The 16,876-nt window shown below is 42.5% G+C and carries 12 protein-coding genes; 2 read left to right on the top strand and 10 right to left on the bottom strand.

From position 1 onward, the window contains the following. Positions 1-235 precede the first annotated feature (235 nt). The 3 genes from gcvP to gcvT form a co-directional block, all read right to left on the bottom strand. A complete protein-coding gene (gcvP, locus tag FBB35_RS29540; protein WP_174712596.1) occupies positions 236-3,178 on the bottom strand; it encodes an aminomethyl-transferring glycine dehydrogenase in 2,943 nt (980 codons plus the stop codon). A 190-nt stretch (positions 3,179-3,368) separates the two neighbouring features. Further along, positions 3,369-3,758: a glycine cleavage system protein GcvH gene (gene gcvH / locus FBB35_RS29535; RefSeq protein ID WP_069072677.1), complete on the bottom strand. Its 390-nt coding sequence runs from the start codon at positions 3,756-3,758 to the stop codon at positions 3,369-3,371. 125 nt (positions 3,759-3,883) lie between these two features. Beyond that, complete coding sequence (gcvT, locus tag FBB35_RS29530) at positions 3,884-5,020, bottom strand: glycine cleavage system aminomethyltransferase GcvT (protein ID WP_174713822.1); 1,137 nt, start codon at positions 5,018-5,020, stop codon at positions 3,884-3,886. Positions 5,021-5,257: 237 nt separating this feature from the next. Here gcvT and FBB35_RS29525 point away from each other — a divergent pair, with 237 nt between their 5' ends. Next, on the top strand, positions 5,258-5,755 hold the full coding sequence (locus tag FBB35_RS29525; protein ID WP_174712595.1) for a pentapeptide repeat-containing protein: 498 nt from the start codon (positions 5,258-5,260) through the stop codon (positions 5,753-5,755). A 103-nt stretch (positions 5,756-5,858) separates the two neighbouring features. On the opposite strand, the gene FBB35_RS29520 is transcribed toward FBB35_RS29525, so the two are convergent. Further along, positions 5,859-7,625, bottom strand: coding sequence for a tetratricopeptide repeat protein (locus tag FBB35_RS29520; RefSeq protein WP_174712594.1), 1,767 nt, complete (start codon positions 7,623-7,625; stop codon positions 5,859-5,861). Between the two features lie 355 nt (positions 7,626-7,980). Between FBB35_RS29520 and FBB35_RS29515 the strand changes: the two genes are divergently transcribed. Next, on the top strand, positions 7,981-9,288 hold the full coding sequence (locus FBB35_RS29515) for a lipid-A-disaccharide synthase (RefSeq protein ID WP_174712593.1): 1,308 nt from the start codon (positions 7,981-7,983) through the stop codon (positions 9,286-9,288). A gap of 41 nt (positions 9,289-9,329) precedes the next feature. Here FBB35_RS29515 and FBB35_RS29510 read toward each other — a convergent pair whose 3' ends face one another. From FBB35_RS29510 to FBB35_RS29485, 6 genes are all read right to left on the bottom strand, one after another. Next, positions 9,330-9,716, bottom strand: a complete 387-nt coding sequence (locus FBB35_RS29510) for a hypothetical protein (protein WP_163932268.1) — start codon at positions 9,714-9,716, stop codon at positions 9,330-9,332. 484 nt (positions 9,717-10,200) lie between these two features. Beyond that, the gene (locus tag FBB35_RS29505; protein WP_174712592.1) at positions 10,201-10,815 is read right to left on the bottom strand and encodes a hypothetical protein; all 615 of its coding nucleotides are present in this window, start codon (positions 10,813-10,815) and stop codon (positions 10,201-10,203) included. Next, the gene (locus tag FBB35_RS29500; protein ID WP_174712591.1) at positions 10,815-11,648 is read right to left on the bottom strand and encodes a hypothetical protein; all 834 of its coding nucleotides are present in this window, start codon (positions 11,646-11,648) and stop codon (positions 10,815-10,817) included. The genes FBB35_RS29505 and FBB35_RS29500 overlap by 1 nt, the downstream gene beginning before the upstream one ends. 116 nt (positions 11,649-11,764) lie before the next feature. Next, positions 11,765-12,244 carry a hypothetical protein gene (locus FBB35_RS29495; RefSeq protein WP_174712590.1) on the bottom strand — a complete coding sequence of 160 codons (480 nt, stop codon included), beginning with the start codon at positions 12,242-12,244 and terminating at the stop codon, positions 11,765-11,767. A gap of 223 nt (positions 12,245-12,467) precedes the next feature. Then, on the bottom strand, positions 12,468-15,080 hold the full coding sequence (mutS, locus tag FBB35_RS29490; protein ID WP_174712589.1) for a DNA mismatch repair protein MutS: 2,613 nt from the start codon (positions 15,078-15,080) through the stop codon (positions 12,468-12,470). A 92-nt stretch (positions 15,081-15,172) separates the two neighbouring features. After that, positions 15,173-16,723: a metallophosphoesterase gene (locus FBB35_RS29485; RefSeq protein ID WP_174712588.1), complete on the bottom strand. Its 1,551-nt coding sequence runs from the start codon at positions 16,721-16,723 to the stop codon at positions 15,173-15,175. Between the last annotated feature and the right edge of the window lie 153 nt (positions 16,724-16,876).

Below are 16,876 nucleotides of genomic sequence, written 5' to 3'. Positions count from 1 at the left end.
CAATACTTATAAATATTATACTAATTTTTATAAACTTACACTGGATAATTACTTAAGTTATCTCTTCCTTTGTAGTTCGTTTAATAAAAATTACCTGCATCTTCATGGAGAATTAGTATTAATAAATAAATTTTTTATCTTGTGTCTTGGGACGAAACAAAATCCATACCATTATTCCGAGACTCCAAATAGTAGCCGCCTTTCTGTAAACAGAAAGGCGGTTAGCGCTGAGGTACTACGAATAAGCATCCATTGGCAGACAAGAACAAACAAAATTCCTGTCGCCAAAAGCTGCATCAATGCGACCAACAGCAGGCCAAAATTTATATTCACGAGTCCAAGGCGCAGGGTAGGCAGCTTGTTCACGAGAATAGGGATGCTGCCATTCGCCGGTAATTAAACTTTCGGCAGTGTGGGGTGCGTTCTTCAAAACATTATCTTGGATATCCACTTTGCCAACTTCTATTTCGGCAATTTCTTGGCGAATAGAAATCAACGCATCGCAGAAACGATCCAACTCTTGTTTAGATTCACTTTCTGTAGGTTCCACCATGATTGTACCCCCTACAGGCCAAGAGACAGTCGGTGCATGGAAACCATAGTCCATGAGACGCTTGGCTACATCATCGATTTCGATCGCAGCTGATTTTTTTAGCGATCGCAAATCTAAAATACATTCATGGGCAACTAGACCATTTTTCCCCTGATACAAAACCGGATAGTACGATTCCAGTTTCTTGGCAATGTAGTTAGCGTTGAGAATCGCCACCTTAGTTGCTTCGGTCAAACCATCTGCACCCATCATGGCGATGTACATCCAAGAAATCACCAAGATACTTGCACTACCCCAAGGCGCAGCCGCCACAGCACCAATACGTTGGGTACTGGGGATTTCCTCTTTCCTAGTCCCCAGTCCCCAATCCCCAGTCCCTACTAGAGGATGTCCAGGGAGAAAAGACACAAGATGAGAGGCTACCCCAATAGGCCCCATACCAGGGCCACCACCACCATGAGGAATACAGAAGGTTTTGTGCAGATTCAAGTGACAGACATCTGCACCAATATCTCCAGGACGGCAAATTCCCACTTGGGCATTCATATTTGCCCCATCCATGTAAACTTGTCCACCGTGACTATGGACAACAGCGCAGATTTCCTGAATTGGCTCCTCAAAGACACCGTGAGTTGAGGGATATGTCACCATTAAGGCGGCTAATTCATTGCTGTGTTTTTCTGCCTTCGCCTTCAGGTCATCAACGTCAATATTACCTTGTGAGTCACAGGCAACAGCCACCACCTTCATCCCGCACATCACCGCACTTGCAGGGTTCGTCCCATGTGCCGAGGTGGGAATCAAACAGACATTGCGGTGTGCTTCACCGCGATTTTCGTGATATTGACGAATTACTAAAAGTCCGGCGTACTCGCCCTGAGAACCAGCATTTGGTTGTAGAGAAATTCCCGCAAACCCAGTAATTTCAGCTAACCATGCCTCAAGTTGCTCAAACAAGATTTGATAACCCTGAGTTTGCGATGCAGGTGCAAATGGATGAATCTTGCCAAATTCTTCCCAACTTACCGGAATCATCTCAGCAGTCGCATTCAACTTCATTGTGCATGACCCCAAAGGAATCATCGATGTAGTTAGCGACAAGTCCTTGCTTTCTAGCTTGTGCAGATAACGCAACAATTCAGTTTCTGAGTGATAGCGGTTAAAAACTGGGTGAGTGAGATATGTGCTTGTACGGGAGAGAGAGAGATGGGGGGATGAGTCAGAAGTTAATTGTTCTAGAGTGAAGGGTAAATCATCTGTACCAGCGAAAATCTGCCAGAGGTCGATTAAATCTTTTGGCGTAGTTGTTTCATCCAGCGAAATACCAACAGTAGTGGCATCAAAAACCCGCAGGTTAATTTGAAGTTGTTCACTAACTGCCAGAATATCTTTTAAATTGTGTCTTCCCAGTTCTACTCGCAGTGTATCAAAGAAATCTTTGGAACTGATGCTGTAACCCAAACGCTTCAGTCCTTCTGCCAATAACACCGTCAAAGAATGGATATTTTCGGCAATTTGCTTCAATCCAGTAGGCCCATGATAGACGGCGTACATACTCGCCATTACCGCCAACAAAACCTGTGCAGTACAAATATTACTAGTAGCTTTTTCGCGGCGGATATGCTGTTCGCGGGTTTGCAAGGCAAGACGTAATGCAGGCTTACCTTGAGCATCTTTTGAGACTCCCACAATTCGCCCTGGAACCAGCCGCTTATACTCTTCCTTAGTCGCAAAGTATGCCGCATGAGGCCCCCCAAACCCCAACGGAATACCAAAGCGCTGGGTGCTACCGACAGCAATATCAGCGCCAAATTCCCCAGGAGGGGTGAGCAAAGTTAAACTTAAAGGATCTGCTGCTACCGTCACCAATGCACCCTTAGCATGGGCTTTTTCTATAAAAGCGCGGTAGTCGTAAATGGTGCCATCACTAGCGGGATATTGCAGAACAGCCCCAAAAATTGGTTGATCAAAATCAAATGTTTGATGATCGCCGACAATGATCTTAATCCCTAATGGTTTAGCCCGTGTTTGCAACACGTCGATAGTTTGGGGATGGCAGTCATGAGAGACGAAATAAGCATTTGCCTGATTTTTACAAACACCATAGCTTAGACTCATTGCTTCAGCTGCGGCTGTGGCTTCATCAAGTAAGGAAGCATTGGCAATTTCCAAACCTGTGAGGTCGATAATTAAGGTTTGAAAATTTAGCAGCGCTTCTAGTCGCCCCTGGGCAATTTCTGGCTGATAAGGAGTGTAGGCAGTATACCAACCAGGATTTTCTAGGATGTTACGCCCAATTACAGGTGGGGTAATACTGTCGTAATATCCCATACCGATGTATGAACGGAAAACCTGATTTTTGCTAGCAACTTTTTTTAAAAATACCAGTGCTGTATACTCACTTTCGGCTTCTGGTAACTTTAGCGGTTGCTTCAGCCGAATTGTCTGGGGAACTGTTTTATCGATTAGGGCATCCAGGCTGGGAAACCCCAAAACCTTAAGCATAAGCTGGATGTCGTCGGAGTTAGGACCAATATGTCTTGGCGCAAAACTACTTAAATTTTGACTTTTTTTGTCCAGCACTTGCTGCTCATTAGACTTGAGAATAGGGGCGTTCAATACCACAAATTACTCTCCAGATGGTACTATTTCATATTTTGCAATAAATACTCTTAAACTGGGGGCTGGGGACTGGAGATTTGGAAGATATTGGATAGGTGAATAAGAGTAATTGTTAACTACCTCCTCCACTCACCTACTCCCCTACTCTTCCACTTAGCACGGGCTAAACCCTAGCTAACAGCACTCAGCACTCCTACTCTCCTTCCACTTGGGCGCGATACTCATCTGCTGTCAAAGCATCTTCAACTTCACCAGGGTCATTGACGCGCACTTTCAAAAACCACCCTTCCCCGTAGGGGTCTTCTGACACTTCTTCAGGAGAATTAATTAAGGCTTCATTCCGTTCTATAACAGTACCTGTTACTGGGGAATTAAGCTCTTCAACGGCTTTCACTGATTCAATCGTGCCAAAGTTTTCTCCCCTGGTAAGAGCGTCGCCAATTTCTGGTAGTTCCAAAAAGACGATATCACCCAATTCGTGTACGGCAAACTCAGTAATGCCAATGGTGGCAATTTCGCCATCTATTCGCACGTATTCATGAGAATCCAGGTATCTAAAATCTTGAGGATATTCAAAAGACATATCACTTCCTCTCCCTTATCAAAAAAATTATTGCCCCAACAGTCATCCAAGCCATATATGGTAATGAACCTTACTGTAGATTGAGTAACTCACAACACATTATTCCTCAAAAACCTTGGCGCTTGTTAGTTAGCAGCACGATTTTTTGACCGATAAAAGGGACGTTTAACTACAACTGCTGGATAAGCTTTACCACGAATTTCGACTTCTAGCTGTTGACCAATAGTTGCTAATTGGGTAGGAACGTAAGCTAAAGCAATGGGATAACCCAGTGTAGGCGACAGAGTGCCACTAGAAACTTCTCCCACAACTTTACCTGCGGATAACACTTGGTAGCCATGACGGGCAATGTTGCGTCCTGGAGTTTGTAGACCCACCAATCGACGCTGCATTCCAGAGGCTTTTTGTTGTGCTAAAACTTCCCGACCAATAAAATCACCTTTGGTATCTAAGTGGACTAGCCAACCCAAACCTGCTTCTAAGGGTGTGGTGGTATCATCGATATCTTGTCCGTAAAGTGCCATCGCTGCTTCTAGGCGTAGGGTATCTCTCGCACCAAGTCCACAGGGGATAACACCAGCTTTCTGGAGATTTTGCCACAATTCTACTCCCACATCTGGGTCTACCATCACCTCAAAGCCATCTTCTCCGGTGTAACCTGTGCGGGCCAGGAAAGCAGGTTTACCTAGTAAGGTTGCTTCTAAATGTCCGAAGGCTTTGATTAGTTGTAAGTCTTCTTGCACTAAAGGCTGGAGATATTTAATCGCTTTTGGCCCTTGCACGGCAATTAAAGCTTTTTCTGGTGAAAGGTCTTGGAATTGCACTTTATCCAGGTCAAGATGTTGCAAAATCCATGCTTTATCTTTACCAGAGGTTGCTGCATTGACGATGATAAATGCCTTTTGTATACCAGTGGTGTCTTCACCTTGGTAATAAACAATGATATCGTCAATAATTCCCGCTTGAGGATTTAACAGTACGGTGTATTGTGCTTGACCGGGTTGCAATCGACTCAAGTCTGAAGGCACTAGAGACTGGAGTTGGGAAATGAGATTTTTACCTTGGAGGGTAAATTTACCCATGTGTGAAATATCAAACATTCCGGCTGTATTTCTTACAGCCTCGTGTTCGCGGCTAATGCCACTAAATTGCACGGGCATTTCCCAGCCACCAAAGCTGGTAAAGCGGGCTTTGAGTTCTACACCCACTTGATATAAAGGGGTTCGCGCCAGAGATTGGGCGTTGTCTTCTTGATTAGCCACAGGTAATTTTGCGTAGATGCGGAGCAACTTGCCGTTAGGCATCGCACCTCAACATATATCATCCTACGAGATGCTTTCTGGTTTTACAGTCTTGTGTATCGAATTGGGGCATTGGGCATTGAAAAAAGGCAGAGGGGCAGGGAGCAGGGGGGAAAACTCATCTCCCCACTCCTTTGTCCTCTTCTGTGAGGTTTAATAGTTAATGGTAGAAGTGTTGAGATTTATTAAGAAGAGATTATGAAATATTGGCGGCTGTTAGCTAGCTTTGTCTTAGCTATGGTTCTTTTTTTGTTTCCCCTATCGGCGGAAGCTGCAAGTTCTTCTAGTATTACCCGTTCTGTGGGTAATGATGAACTAAAGGTGAAGGATTACTCTGGTCAAAGTTTAGTTGGTACTGAGTTTACTAATCTCAAATTAGAGAATGCTAATTTTAGCAATGCTGACTTACGTGGTGGCGTGTTCAACGGTACCCTATTGGAGGGAGCAAATCTGCATGGTGCTGATTTTAGTGAAGGCATAGCTTATCTCACAAGGTTTAAGAATGCTGATTTAAGTGATGCGGTGTTGACCGATGCAATGATGCTGCGTTCTATTTTTGATGATGTAAATGTCACAGGCGCTGATTTTACGAATGCAATTTTAGATGGGACGCAAGTGAAAAAGCTTTGTGTTAAAGCAAGTGGGGTAAATTCTAAAACTGGTGTAGATACTCGCCAGTCTTTAGGATGTAAGTAAAATCTAACCCCTCTTCTTCGCTGGTGGAGAGGGGGATATTTTATTTACGAATTAAGAATTACGAATTAGGCGCAGCGATCGCGTAGCGTGCCGGAGGCGATCGCTAGTGATATGCTTCTCTTAAAAAGCTGGCATAATTTGCCCGAATCGTCATAGTAGTAGGATGACCTACACCTAAAGTCCGTTCACAAATTTTCAAAGCTTGCTCAAATAAGGGTTTGGCTTTCTTGTAGCGTCTTGTCTGGCGGTAGAGTGATGCGATATTATTCAGGCTAATGGCAACATCGGGATGTTCTTCTCCCAGTAGGCGTTTACTTAGTTCTAAAGCTTGCCGATACAAAGGTTCAGCTTTGCTGTAGCGTCTTGTCGATTCGTAGAGTTGCGCTAAATTATTCAGGCTAGTGGCGACATCAAGATGGTTGTCTCCTAGCAGGCGTTTTCTCATTTCTAAAGCTTTCTTCAGCAAAGGTTCGGCTTTGCTATAGCGTCCTGTATAACAGTACAAGGCTGCTAAATTATTCAAAGTAGTGGCAACATGGGGATGTTCTTCTCCCACTAGGCGTTTCCACAGTTTTAAAGCTTGCTGATACAAAGGTTCAGCTTCTTTGTAGCGTCCTGTAGATTCATAGAGTAATGCCAAATAGCTTAAGGTAGTGGCAACATCAGTATGTTCCTCTCCCAGCAGGCGTTTTCTCAGCTCTAAAGCTTGCTGATACAGTGGTTCAGCTTCGCTGTAACGTCCTGTAAAATCGTAAAGTTGCGCTAAATTGTTCAGGCTAGTGGCGACATCGGGATGTTCTAAACCAAAACGATTTTTAGTTAGCTCTACACACTGCTGCAACCAAGGTTCTGCTTGCTGATAAAGTCCTTGACCTTGATAAAACCAGGCTAATTTGGTAAATAGAGTAATGAGATTTTCATCGCTCACATACTGGGATAAGTGGGTTGCAACTTCTATTATGTGCGGGATGTGTGGAGTGAAATTGACAATATCTTCAGGGGTAAGCTGTTGCGGAATTAGCTTTGCTACCTCTAACATCATCGCTGCAAATTTAGTTTTTGCTTCATCCGCCTCACCTGATTCCTCCAACTTCATTTGGAAAAGTTGCCGAATTATTGGATTTAGATGATAAATTACTTGACTTTTTTGTTGTAGTAAATGTAATTCTAGTAAGTCGGCTATAGCTTTCTCCCAAAGTTCTTGTTTTTTGTCATCTTTTACCGTCTCAATAGATAAGGGAATATCAGCTAAAGCACACAAACTTAGCAAACAGCCAAAGCTTTTTGCATTTTCATCCAACTGTTCCCAACTCAACTCAAAAGCTTCAGCTACACTGTCTTTATCAGGCATCAATGAGTTCTCATTGACCACGTTTTCATGTTCCACTCGCTTTTTCTCTAGCCGCTTCAGTAGTATTTCCAGAGACAAACCTGGCATCTTATCCAGATATTGCCCTACTAACTCTAACGCTAAAGGTAAATATCCTAAAAATTTACAAATTCTTCTCGCAATCCAAGGTTCTTTTTGCAGTCTTTCCCGTTCCACTAGCGTTTTTAATAATTTCATCGCCGCTAATGGTTTAAGGATATTCAATTCGCTATTATATTTTACTGTCAGGTAAGATTGTAACTTTTGTAGTTTGTCCCGACTGTTGGAAATTGTTAACTCAGGATAGTTTTGGACAAACTTGTTATATACTTCATCTAGCAACTTTTTTAAAACAGCAATATCAACGTTTAATTTGCTAGCAAGTTTCACTTCACTTTTATCTAAGTGTTCAGTCTGAAAATACTCTACAAAAGCCGCTGTTTGCTGTAGGGATAAGCTATGAGTAGCAGCTTCGTTGGCTAGAAAATTAGCCCATTGCATAAACAGTTTGTCAATTTTATTTTAAATTCTACTTCGTCTGCATTTGAAAATCTCCTCTCTTGGGGGTAGAAATCCTATTTACATATAAAGATTTCAAAGCAGTGGCTTACGGTTAGGAGTCTTCATTTAAGTTTCTAAGAGTGAAGGTTGAGCCTTTGAACCTCAAATTTTGAGTTTGGAACTCAAAACAGCTAGGCGATGTCTCTGACGGGCTATGCCTACGCTCTATTTTTTACTGTACTTGGATACAGATATGAAATCTTATCGACAAATGATACTATCGCTCTTGACTTAGGAACGAATTAATTAATATTTGCCTCTTGACTAATGACCCCTAACTCTTGACCATTAACTAATGACTCAAGTAGATATTCTCATTTTATCAAATGGCCCTGGTGAGATAACAACCTGGGTGCGCCCAGTAGTCAGGGCATTGCGGCAACAATTCGGCGATGACCGAAATCAAGTGAGGATCAGTGTAATCTTATCACCTTGCTCAAATGCTAGTGGTAAAGAAGCTGCGATCGCACTTTCTTATCCAGAAGTAGATAGAGTACAGGCCGCAGAGCATTTTTGGCAATTTTTGCTCTGGGGTAAAACTTTTGAAAATTGGGACTGGAGAAGTCGCGGTGTAGTTGTTTTTCTGGGTGGCGATCAAATTTTCCCTGTAGTTATAGGTAAAAAGCTTGGATATCGCACAGTGGTTTACGCCGAATGGTCAGCCAGGTGGCATAACTGGATTGATCGTTTTGGTGTGATGAAACCCGAAGTTGCTGCCCGCGTCCCCCAAAAATATGCTCAAAAATTTACCGTTGTAGGTGATTTGATGGTAGAAGCTAGTAGTCATTTGTCCAACGACAAAGGACTAATGACTAATGACATAGACGCGTCAGCTACTTCCCACAGCGTAGGACAAAAGACTGAATTGATTGGTCTACTCCCTGGATCAAAAGCAGCAAAATTAGCCCAAGGAGTACCATTAATTTTAAGCATTGCCGAATATGTTCACGCAAAAAGACCGCAAACTAAATTTGTGATTCCTGTAGCCCCAACTTTGGATTTAGAAACTTTAGCTAGTTTTGCCGATCCTCAAAGGAACTCTATTGCTGAAATCTTTGGTTTTGGTGGTGCTTCCTTAATTGTCCCAGAAGACGGTAGAGGCAAAGCATTGCTCAAAACAGCAACGGGCGTAACTGTGGAACTGTGGCAAGAAAACCCCGCATATCACTTATTATCCCAGTGCTGCATCTGCCTGACTACAGTGGGAGCAAATACTGCCGAACTCGGTGCTTTGGCAGTGCCAATGATTGTTTTACTACCAACCCAGCAACTTGATGCTATGCGTGCTTGGGATGGTTTACCTGGGTTGTTAGCAAATCTGCCAGGGGTAGGTACACCCTTTGCTAACGTAATCAATTGGTTATTCCTAAAATTCGTGAGACGCAAAGGTTTATTAGCATGGCCAAATATCTGGGCACAGGAAGAGATAGTACCAGAACTTATGGGTAAAATTCAGCCGCCAGAAATTGGGGAGATGGTTGTAGACTTATTAGCCCATCCAGAAAAATTGGATCATATCCGCGCTAAACTCCGTAATATTCGTGGCGAAAGCGGTGCAGCCCAGAAGATAGCACAGATTATTTGCGAGGAAATTGAGAAGTAGGAGGAGAAGTTGCAGTCAGTTTTTCCTGTTCGTCTCTCTACTTAATCGGAAGATTCTCCATCCCTGCGCCCAAGTTCATAAATGCCGGCACCCATACAAGCTAATATTCCTGTACTAATTCCCCAACTCTCACCTAAACTAATTTCCAGACCCCAGTTACATAAAGCACCAACTACCAGAAAAGGCGTGATGCTAAATAATGAGGCGTAGAAAGCATTTTGGGCTTCTCTGCCTTTGCGAGTCTTTTCAAACTCTGTTTGGCTAGTATAAAGCGATCGCTCGGCAAAGTTAAACCAACGGTTGAGTTGTTCGATTACCCATTGATTGACAGGGGAAAAACCTAGATATAGCGCTAATGACCACAAACTCGCTCCGGCGATCGCGATCGTGTCTAACTCAAAGGAAAAAGGCAAAATTTCAGTCAGCATTGCTTATGGGGGTCCTGCAAAGGGTCAACTTTAGCTTTTAGTAGATGCTAAAAAAACCTCTTGTGCAATTTTAAGCATAAAGGTTGACACTATTTCAACTAGTTGGCAACTCTCTTGCTTCTTAGTTTATTCAAGCCAATTTGCTAGCTGAGTGCATAGTAATATTGCTTAAGACTTTTTTAGTAAACTGTCTACAGTTAATATCATAAGTTAATATCATAAATAATTTACTGCTCATGATAAACTTGTATAAAACAATACTAATTTAAAAGCGCATCTACGACAAGGCAACTATTTGTTTAGTTGTAGTCATATTGCTACCTTCGTCTGTACTAAATACAGTCTAGCTTTTCATTTGTATGAATAAGTTAGCTCAATATCGTGAATCAGAAGAGTGGTATTTATAAAAAGTGATTGATGAATTAGCACGAAATTGAAGTAATTTTATATGGATAAGTTTAAGTCGATGTTTTGGATATTTAATTTATAGCTTCCGACTGACTAAAAATGTTGCACCAGGAATATAATTAGCAAATTTTTGCTGATATTTTACAGGTAGAGCTACAACAATTACAGATGTTGAGGATACATTGGCTTTGGCTAGCGACACTTGCTTTACATCTAACACTAGGATATTTGCAAGCACAATAGGAGATGGTAAAGAACCTTCCTTAGTGGTAGGGGGTACAAGTGTAACGTCTACAATGTCACCTGCTTGCAGATTCTCACTTAATGTAATAAGAGGTATGACGGGAATGCCAACAGCAATTGTATCGATAAGGCGAAGTGGATCTATTTTGGGACTAAGTTGATTTTCTGTTAAAGGTTTTTGTTTAGGAAGTTTCACCAGAGAGTAGCGACCTACTATATCTTGGGATTTTGTTAGGGTATTTGAAGGTATATCTCTAGCAGCAAAAGTTTTTTTAAAAATATCGCCCGGTTGGATCTGGTAATAGGCGGGTAAGTCTCGTGCTGGAATTTGAATAGAAACAAGAGTTTGGATTTCATGCCAGTCTAAGTAAACAGCACCAACAACCCCAATTAGAACAGCAATAATTGCCAATAAATAGCTCAGTTTGATTGAGAATCGCTTACTCATTAAGGTTGCTTTTGATCTGAAATTGAAGTGTTTTCATCGTTGATATATTCTAAGTTTATAGGAGAGCCACGATATATAAACTGACATATTTTTTCCCAATTCTCTCGCTCATCTTTTTCATTTTTAGGTAGTGGTAAACGCATTTGCTTAGTAAGCTCATTTCGATAAAGATCGAAAGCAGTTTTGATTTGATGAGCGTAACTAATAGCATTGCTCAAAGCTCCTTTATAAGCTAACCAAGCAATCAGTAATCCTCCCCAAAAACAAATTAAGAAAAGCCACCAAGCTGCACCGACAATTAGCAGATAAATCCCACTTATAAACGCAAAAAAAACACTGAGTGAAGATATAATTAGTGTAAATTCAAGGGCACTTTTGGTTTCAGCAATAGTTTGAATAAAGCGTTCTGGAAAAAGTTGATAAAGACGTGGCCAAATCAGAACAGCATCAATTTTATAGCGCAACATTGGATATAGTTCAGAATTTTTGAGGATATTGCCCAAGCGTGTCGGCATTACTTCCTTTTTACGAGTAGGTGGTGGGTAAAGTAGATAAATCTGCTCATAACTAAAATCTTGAGGATTGTCCTTGATCTTATTCTCTAGTTGTTCCAGAGCAGTTTTATGCCAGGTTGTACCAATTTTTTCTAAAAAAGGTAAATTCCAGTAGCCTTCATAAAAACGTATAATTAGAGTTAAATAGCTGCTTATAACACTAGAAAAAAATGTTATCCAACTTATCAATATAATTATTTCAATAGTTTTGAAAGCAACATCTTGTTGATTCCAAGATTTAATCACTTCATATATATTCCAGCGACCAGCAATTATCACAATGATTAGTAGTCCCCAAAAGATGAGGCTAGGAAAAAAGGTATTGAGGAGAAAGCGAGAATTGAAGATACCTGTAACCTCTTTTAAAACACTGCTAAACATCACAGTCTCCTTGTTTAGGATAATTTTAATTCGTGTTCTGGAGGCTGAGGATTTTGACACATCGGGGGGTATTCCGGATCAAAATATGGTATCTGATTAGGATAATTGCAAACTGCACAACATCTCTCACTAGGCAGGGTTGAAATTGTACCTTGTAAATTACGATCAGTGCCAGAGAAACTCATCCCCCCAGTCCCAGAGAAACTCATCGCAAACTGAAATGATGAATTTACTCGTTTTGGGATTGGGCTTAACAAACTGTTAGGTTGTTGGTTTTCATCAAAAATAGCACCAGCTTGTATGTTAGATAAGTCTGTACTGACCTGAAGTGTTAAGATATCGTCTCCTGATATACCATACTTTGCGAGTATCTTGTCAAAGTTAGAGTTTTTCAGGATCTCACGCATTTCCTCTTCAATTTCGTCTTGTAACTGTTGTAAGGTTTGAGAATCTATTACTATTTGCTGTGTTTGCTGTAAGTTTTGAGAATCCATAACTATTTACATTCCTTGCAACCTAGTTTTATACGTACTTAACATTATGGTCAGCGCATTGTACTTTCAGATACTATATAGTTACCACTCAAAATTATTTAGCCCAATCACAATCTTACTGTGTTTCTCAATTCGCCCAATAACCTTTTTTTGCCATTGATACGTAACTCCTAGCCGTGCCATTTCAATGCATCGACTTGTATTAATGCATCAACCTGCAAAATTAATCCAGATTTTGCAGCCCCATCGCAATTTTACTATGTTTCTCAATTTGCCCCATCACTTGTTTGGCTCGTTGAATCACCACTGCTGGTAAACCCGCCAATCTTCCAGCTTCAATACCGTAAGACTTATCTGCGCCTCCCGGTTGGACTTGGTGTAAAAAGATAATTTGGTCGGGTAATTCTTTCACCGTCACTTGATAATTAGCTACATTCGGTACAATGCTAGCTAGCTCATTCAATTCATGGTAGTGAGTAGCAAAAATCGTTCGCGCCCGAATATCCACTGCGATATATTCTGCCACTGCCCAAGCGATAGAAAGACCATCAAATGTTGCTGTTCCCCGGCCAATTTCATCTAATAATACCAGCGACCTAGATGTGGCATGGTTGAGAATATTCGCCGTTTCATTCATTTCCACCATGAAGGTAGATTGACCAGTTGCAAGATCATCTACTGCCCCTACACGGGTGAAAATGCGATCGCATATTCCCAATTTGGCCAATCTAGCTGGTACAAAACTACCAATCTGCGCCATTAACTGAATCAATCCCACCTGACGCAAATAACAACTTTTGCCGCTAGCATTTGGCCCGGTAAGGATAATCAAATCGGGATTGTCATTTGTTATTTGTTCTTGATTATCTGCTAATGACAGATGACTAATGACTAATGACTCTTGACCTAATTGAGTCGAATTCGGCACAAAGAAACCCGCAGGTAAAGACTGTTCCACCACCGGATGACGGCCATCAACAATGTTTATCTCTCTTCCTGGCAACATTTCTGGACGACAGTAACCTTGATGCACTGCCAACTCAGCCAAACCACACAATACATCTGCCGCCGCGACTGCACGAGATAGATTGCGAATTACTTCCGCCTCTTGTGCTACCTCTTCCCGCAACGCCGTAAAAATCTCATATTCCAACTGATTTAAATCATCCCGCGCCGAGAGAATCCGGGCTTCTCGTTCTTTCAAATCTGGGGTGATGTAACGTTCCTCATTGGTCAGGGTTTGCTTGCGGATGTAATTAGCAGGTACTTGGTCAGCTTTGGTGCGGGAAATACTGATGTAATAACCAAAAGTTTTGTTAAATCCGACCTTCAATGTCGAAATTCCCGTCTTAGCCCTCTCATCAACTTCTAAGTTGGCAATCCATTGCTGGTCTGCTTCTACAGTCGCTTTCCTTTCATCCAAAAGAGGATTGACGCTAGGGCGAATTAATCCGCCTTCTTTGATTAGTATGGGTGGCGACTCCACAAGGTGCGCGTGTAACTTTTGTGCTAATTCTTCCAACACACTTGGGACTTTCTGCAAAGCTTTGAGGAATGGAGAATGCGCTTCAGTAACTAAGTGCGATAATTCTGGTAAACGTGAGAGAGAATCTGCTAAAGCTACTAAATCTCTAGCATTAGCTGTACCAGAACCAGCCCTTCCCGTGAGGCGTTCTAGGTCATAAATTTGGCGTAACAACTGCCGCAAATCTTGACGCAGGGGTGTATTTTCCATCAATTCTTGGATGGTATCAAGACGTGCCCGAATGCCTTTAATATCGAGTAGTGGTTGCAATAACCACCGCCGTAAAGCCCGCCCACCCATCGCTGTACTCGTTCTATCTAATGACCAGAGTAGGGAACCGTGAAAAGTGCCATCCCGGACGGTTTGGGTAATTTCCAGGTTACGGCGGGTTTGACTATCAACAATTAAGTAGTCGGTGACAGTGTAGCTGCGGAGTTTTTGAAGGGGAACTGGGTTTTCCTTTTGGGTATCTTCCAGGTATTCTAGAAGACCGCCAGCCGCACGAACAGCGAGGGGAAGATGATCGCAACCTAGTCCTTCGAGCGATCGCACCTTAAATTTCTGCAATAATCTAGGTCTAGCTTCGCCTTGAGAAAATGGAACTTGCGATCGCAAACTATAACAAAATGATGGTGGCAAACACTCCGGCAGATGTGGCGAAGTTTCTCCCGGACGCAGCAAGCTACCCAAATCAGGCGCATTTGTCGGAACTAGCACCTCTGATGGTTGCAAGCGCATTAATTCTTGTCTCAAGTGTTCTAAATCACTACTTTGAGTAGTAAGAAATTCCCCTGTAGATATGTCTGCATAAGCTAAACCCCAATGATTTGCGGCAATTACTACTGCTGCCAAGTAATTATTGCGACTGGATTTGAGCATTCCTTCTTCTAGCAAAGTGCCGGGTGTAAGAATGCGCGTTACCTCCCGCCGCACCAATCTACCAGCAGCTTCCGAAGCATCTTCTACTTGGTCGCAAATTACGACTGCATAACCTTTTTCTACTAGCATCGTTGCGTAGCGTTCCCAAGCGTGATGTGGAACACCAGACATTGCCACTCTTCCCTGTTCCCCAGCTTGCTTACTAGTGAGGACTAATTCTAATTCTTGTGCTAGTTTTACAGCATCTTGGAAATAGCATTCAAAGAAATCTCCTACCCGATACAACAATACCGCGTGAGGATATTTATCCTTCGTCTCGACATAGTGCAGGTACATTTGACTTAGCTTACTGCGATCCACCTGTTGATGGTCAGAAATAAAAGTACTTGCGTCGGGTTTGGTAGATGGAGTTTCAGAGTGAGAGGCGGTCATAGATGCTATCGAGTTACGCACGGAAATTCCCCAATATCCGATGATAACGTGATGTGAAAGTTGAATGGCGATCGCTCAAGGATATTTTACCTTTAGATGATCAGTGGCTCAAGTTCCCGATTATGCCATTGTCGCTGATGCCATTCGGCAACCAAAGGACGGACAATAAACTTAGGCTGTCCATCGCCTTTAACGTCAATGCGTAAACCTGAATATGGTCGTCGCTTCTGAGAACCTTGACCGTTGCGACCAATGAAGAGATGCGATCGCGCCACTAATTTATTTCCCTCCATTAAATCTGCTCCCTCAATCCTTTGGCGGCGCAAACTAAACCCGCTACCACCACAAACAAGCCAGTGGATATGAGAATCAGCGTGTCCTGTTTCCATTGTCTCAAGATGTTCTAAGCAGTGGGCGTGACCGTTTAATACCAAATCAACCAAAGGACGACCCTGATTTAGAGAACCTATTTCTTTCGCTACTGCATCCAGCACGCCACGCAAGCGATCACGAACGATCAAAGTTTGTGCTTGTTGCCACTTTGTCGCTTCAGTGACATAAGGAGGATGATGGAAATAAATCACTCTTCCCCGAACTTCTGAATTATTCCAAGATTCAATTAATCTCTTTTTGAGCCAGTCTAGTTGTTCAATATCAGTCTGCATTGTTTTGTCACTAGCTAATTGCTTCTTGATATCAACAATAATTTCTTCAATTTGCGATAGCTTGGCATGAAAGTCGTCTAATTGGTCGGCTTCAATGGGGTTTTCAGGACGAAGCTTGGCCGAGGTTTCAATAATGTGCTGCTTTTCTTGTTCTAAATCTTCACGACGCTTTTCTAATATTTTGCGATCGGCATCACCTTGTTTTGTTTTAGGTAGAGGTGGTGGATCGTTAAATGTATTAGAATCCAAGGCGAAGAAATCAATTCCACCATAGCGAAAAGTGTAGTAACGATTGGGAAGGCGGGTAAAATACCCAGGTTCATACTTAAGACAAAGACCTGTATCTGTCTTACCTGTGTAGTACTTACCTAAATGGCTGCTTAACTCTCCGGGAGGCTGCAAGGCTTTAAGATAGTCTATAAATGCCTGTGCGTAAGCTTCGCCAGTTCCTGAGCCATGCAAGCCTACATCTAGGTCTAACCGCGATCGCAACAAGCGACGAATGGGTAATGTTGTGAGAGATGCCAAGCTCAATAAAATTGGCAAGTTATAGTAATCGTGATTTCCCGGTACTGGTAAAATTGGTAGCTTAAAAATCATCTGGTCATAAGCAATCTTTCTCGGATGCTCCCCACCCAAGATAAACTCTCGGTAAGGCTCGATGAAGTTCTGCTGATAGTATTCACTCGACCCCACTAAGTAAATCACATCCCCGGTATGCAGCATAAAACGGGATTCGTCGTGATGGGGCAACATGAGTTCAGCTATCTGTCGTTGGGGATTGTGTCCCCGATGCCTACCAGAACCACTATCACCCACAACTAAAAATGAGAACTCAGGATTATCTGCTTGACCATCTTCCAACACCAGGCGAGTTTGGTCGATGTTTCGTTCCACAATTAACGGATCTTGCCACCTTACCCGCTGATTCATTTTACGAATTTTGTTAGCGATCGCTGGATCTGATACAAGTTTCAATGCAACATACTCCTGAATCTTGAATTGCAGGGGACGGGAAGGCAGGGGGGCCAGGGGACGGGAAGGCAGGGGGGCAGGGAGCAGGGGGACAAGGGGGAATTATTGAATAAGTCTCTTCCCTTGTCTCCCCCCTCTTCCTTGTCTACCTTGTCT

The sequence above is a fragment of the Nostoc sp. TCL240-02 genome (assembly GCF_013343235.1).
Taxonomy (GTDB): Bacteria; Cyanobacteriota; Cyanobacteriia; order Cyanobacteriales; family Nostocaceae; genus Nostoc.
This window is presented reverse-complemented; position numbering and strand designations above follow the sequence as displayed.

Bases quoted from the DNA above. Each gene is read 5' to 3' on its own strand.
- gcvH (WP_069072677.1), bottom strand. From the start codon at position 3,758: ATGTCTTTTGAATATCCTCAAGATTTTAGATACCTGGATTCTCATGAA.
- FBB35_RS29525 (WP_174712595.1), top strand. From the start codon at position 5,258: ATGAAATATTGGCGGCTGTTAGCTAGCTTTGTCTTAGCTATGGTTCTT.
- FBB35_RS29520 (WP_174712594.1), bottom strand. From the start codon at position 7,625: ATGCAATGGGCTAATTTTCTAGCCAACGAAGCTGCTACTCATAGCTTA.
- FBB35_RS29515 (WP_174712593.1), top strand. From the start codon at position 7,981: ATGACTCAAGTAGATATTCTCATTTTATCAAATGGCCCTGGTGAGATA.
- FBB35_RS29510 (WP_163932268.1), bottom strand. From the start codon at position 9,716: ATGCTGACTGAAATTTTGCCTTTTTCCTTTGAGTTAGACACGATCGCG.
- FBB35_RS29505 (WP_174712592.1), bottom strand. From the start codon at position 10,815: ATGAGTAAGCGATTCTCAATCAAACTGAGCTATTTATTGGCAATTATT.
- FBB35_RS29495 (WP_174712590.1), bottom strand. From the start codon at position 12,244: ATGGATTCTCAAAACTTACAGCAAACACAGCAAATAGTAATAGATTCT.
- mutS (WP_174712589.1), bottom strand. From the start codon at position 15,080: ATGACCGCCTCTCACTCTGAAACTCCATCTACCAAACCCGACGCAAGT.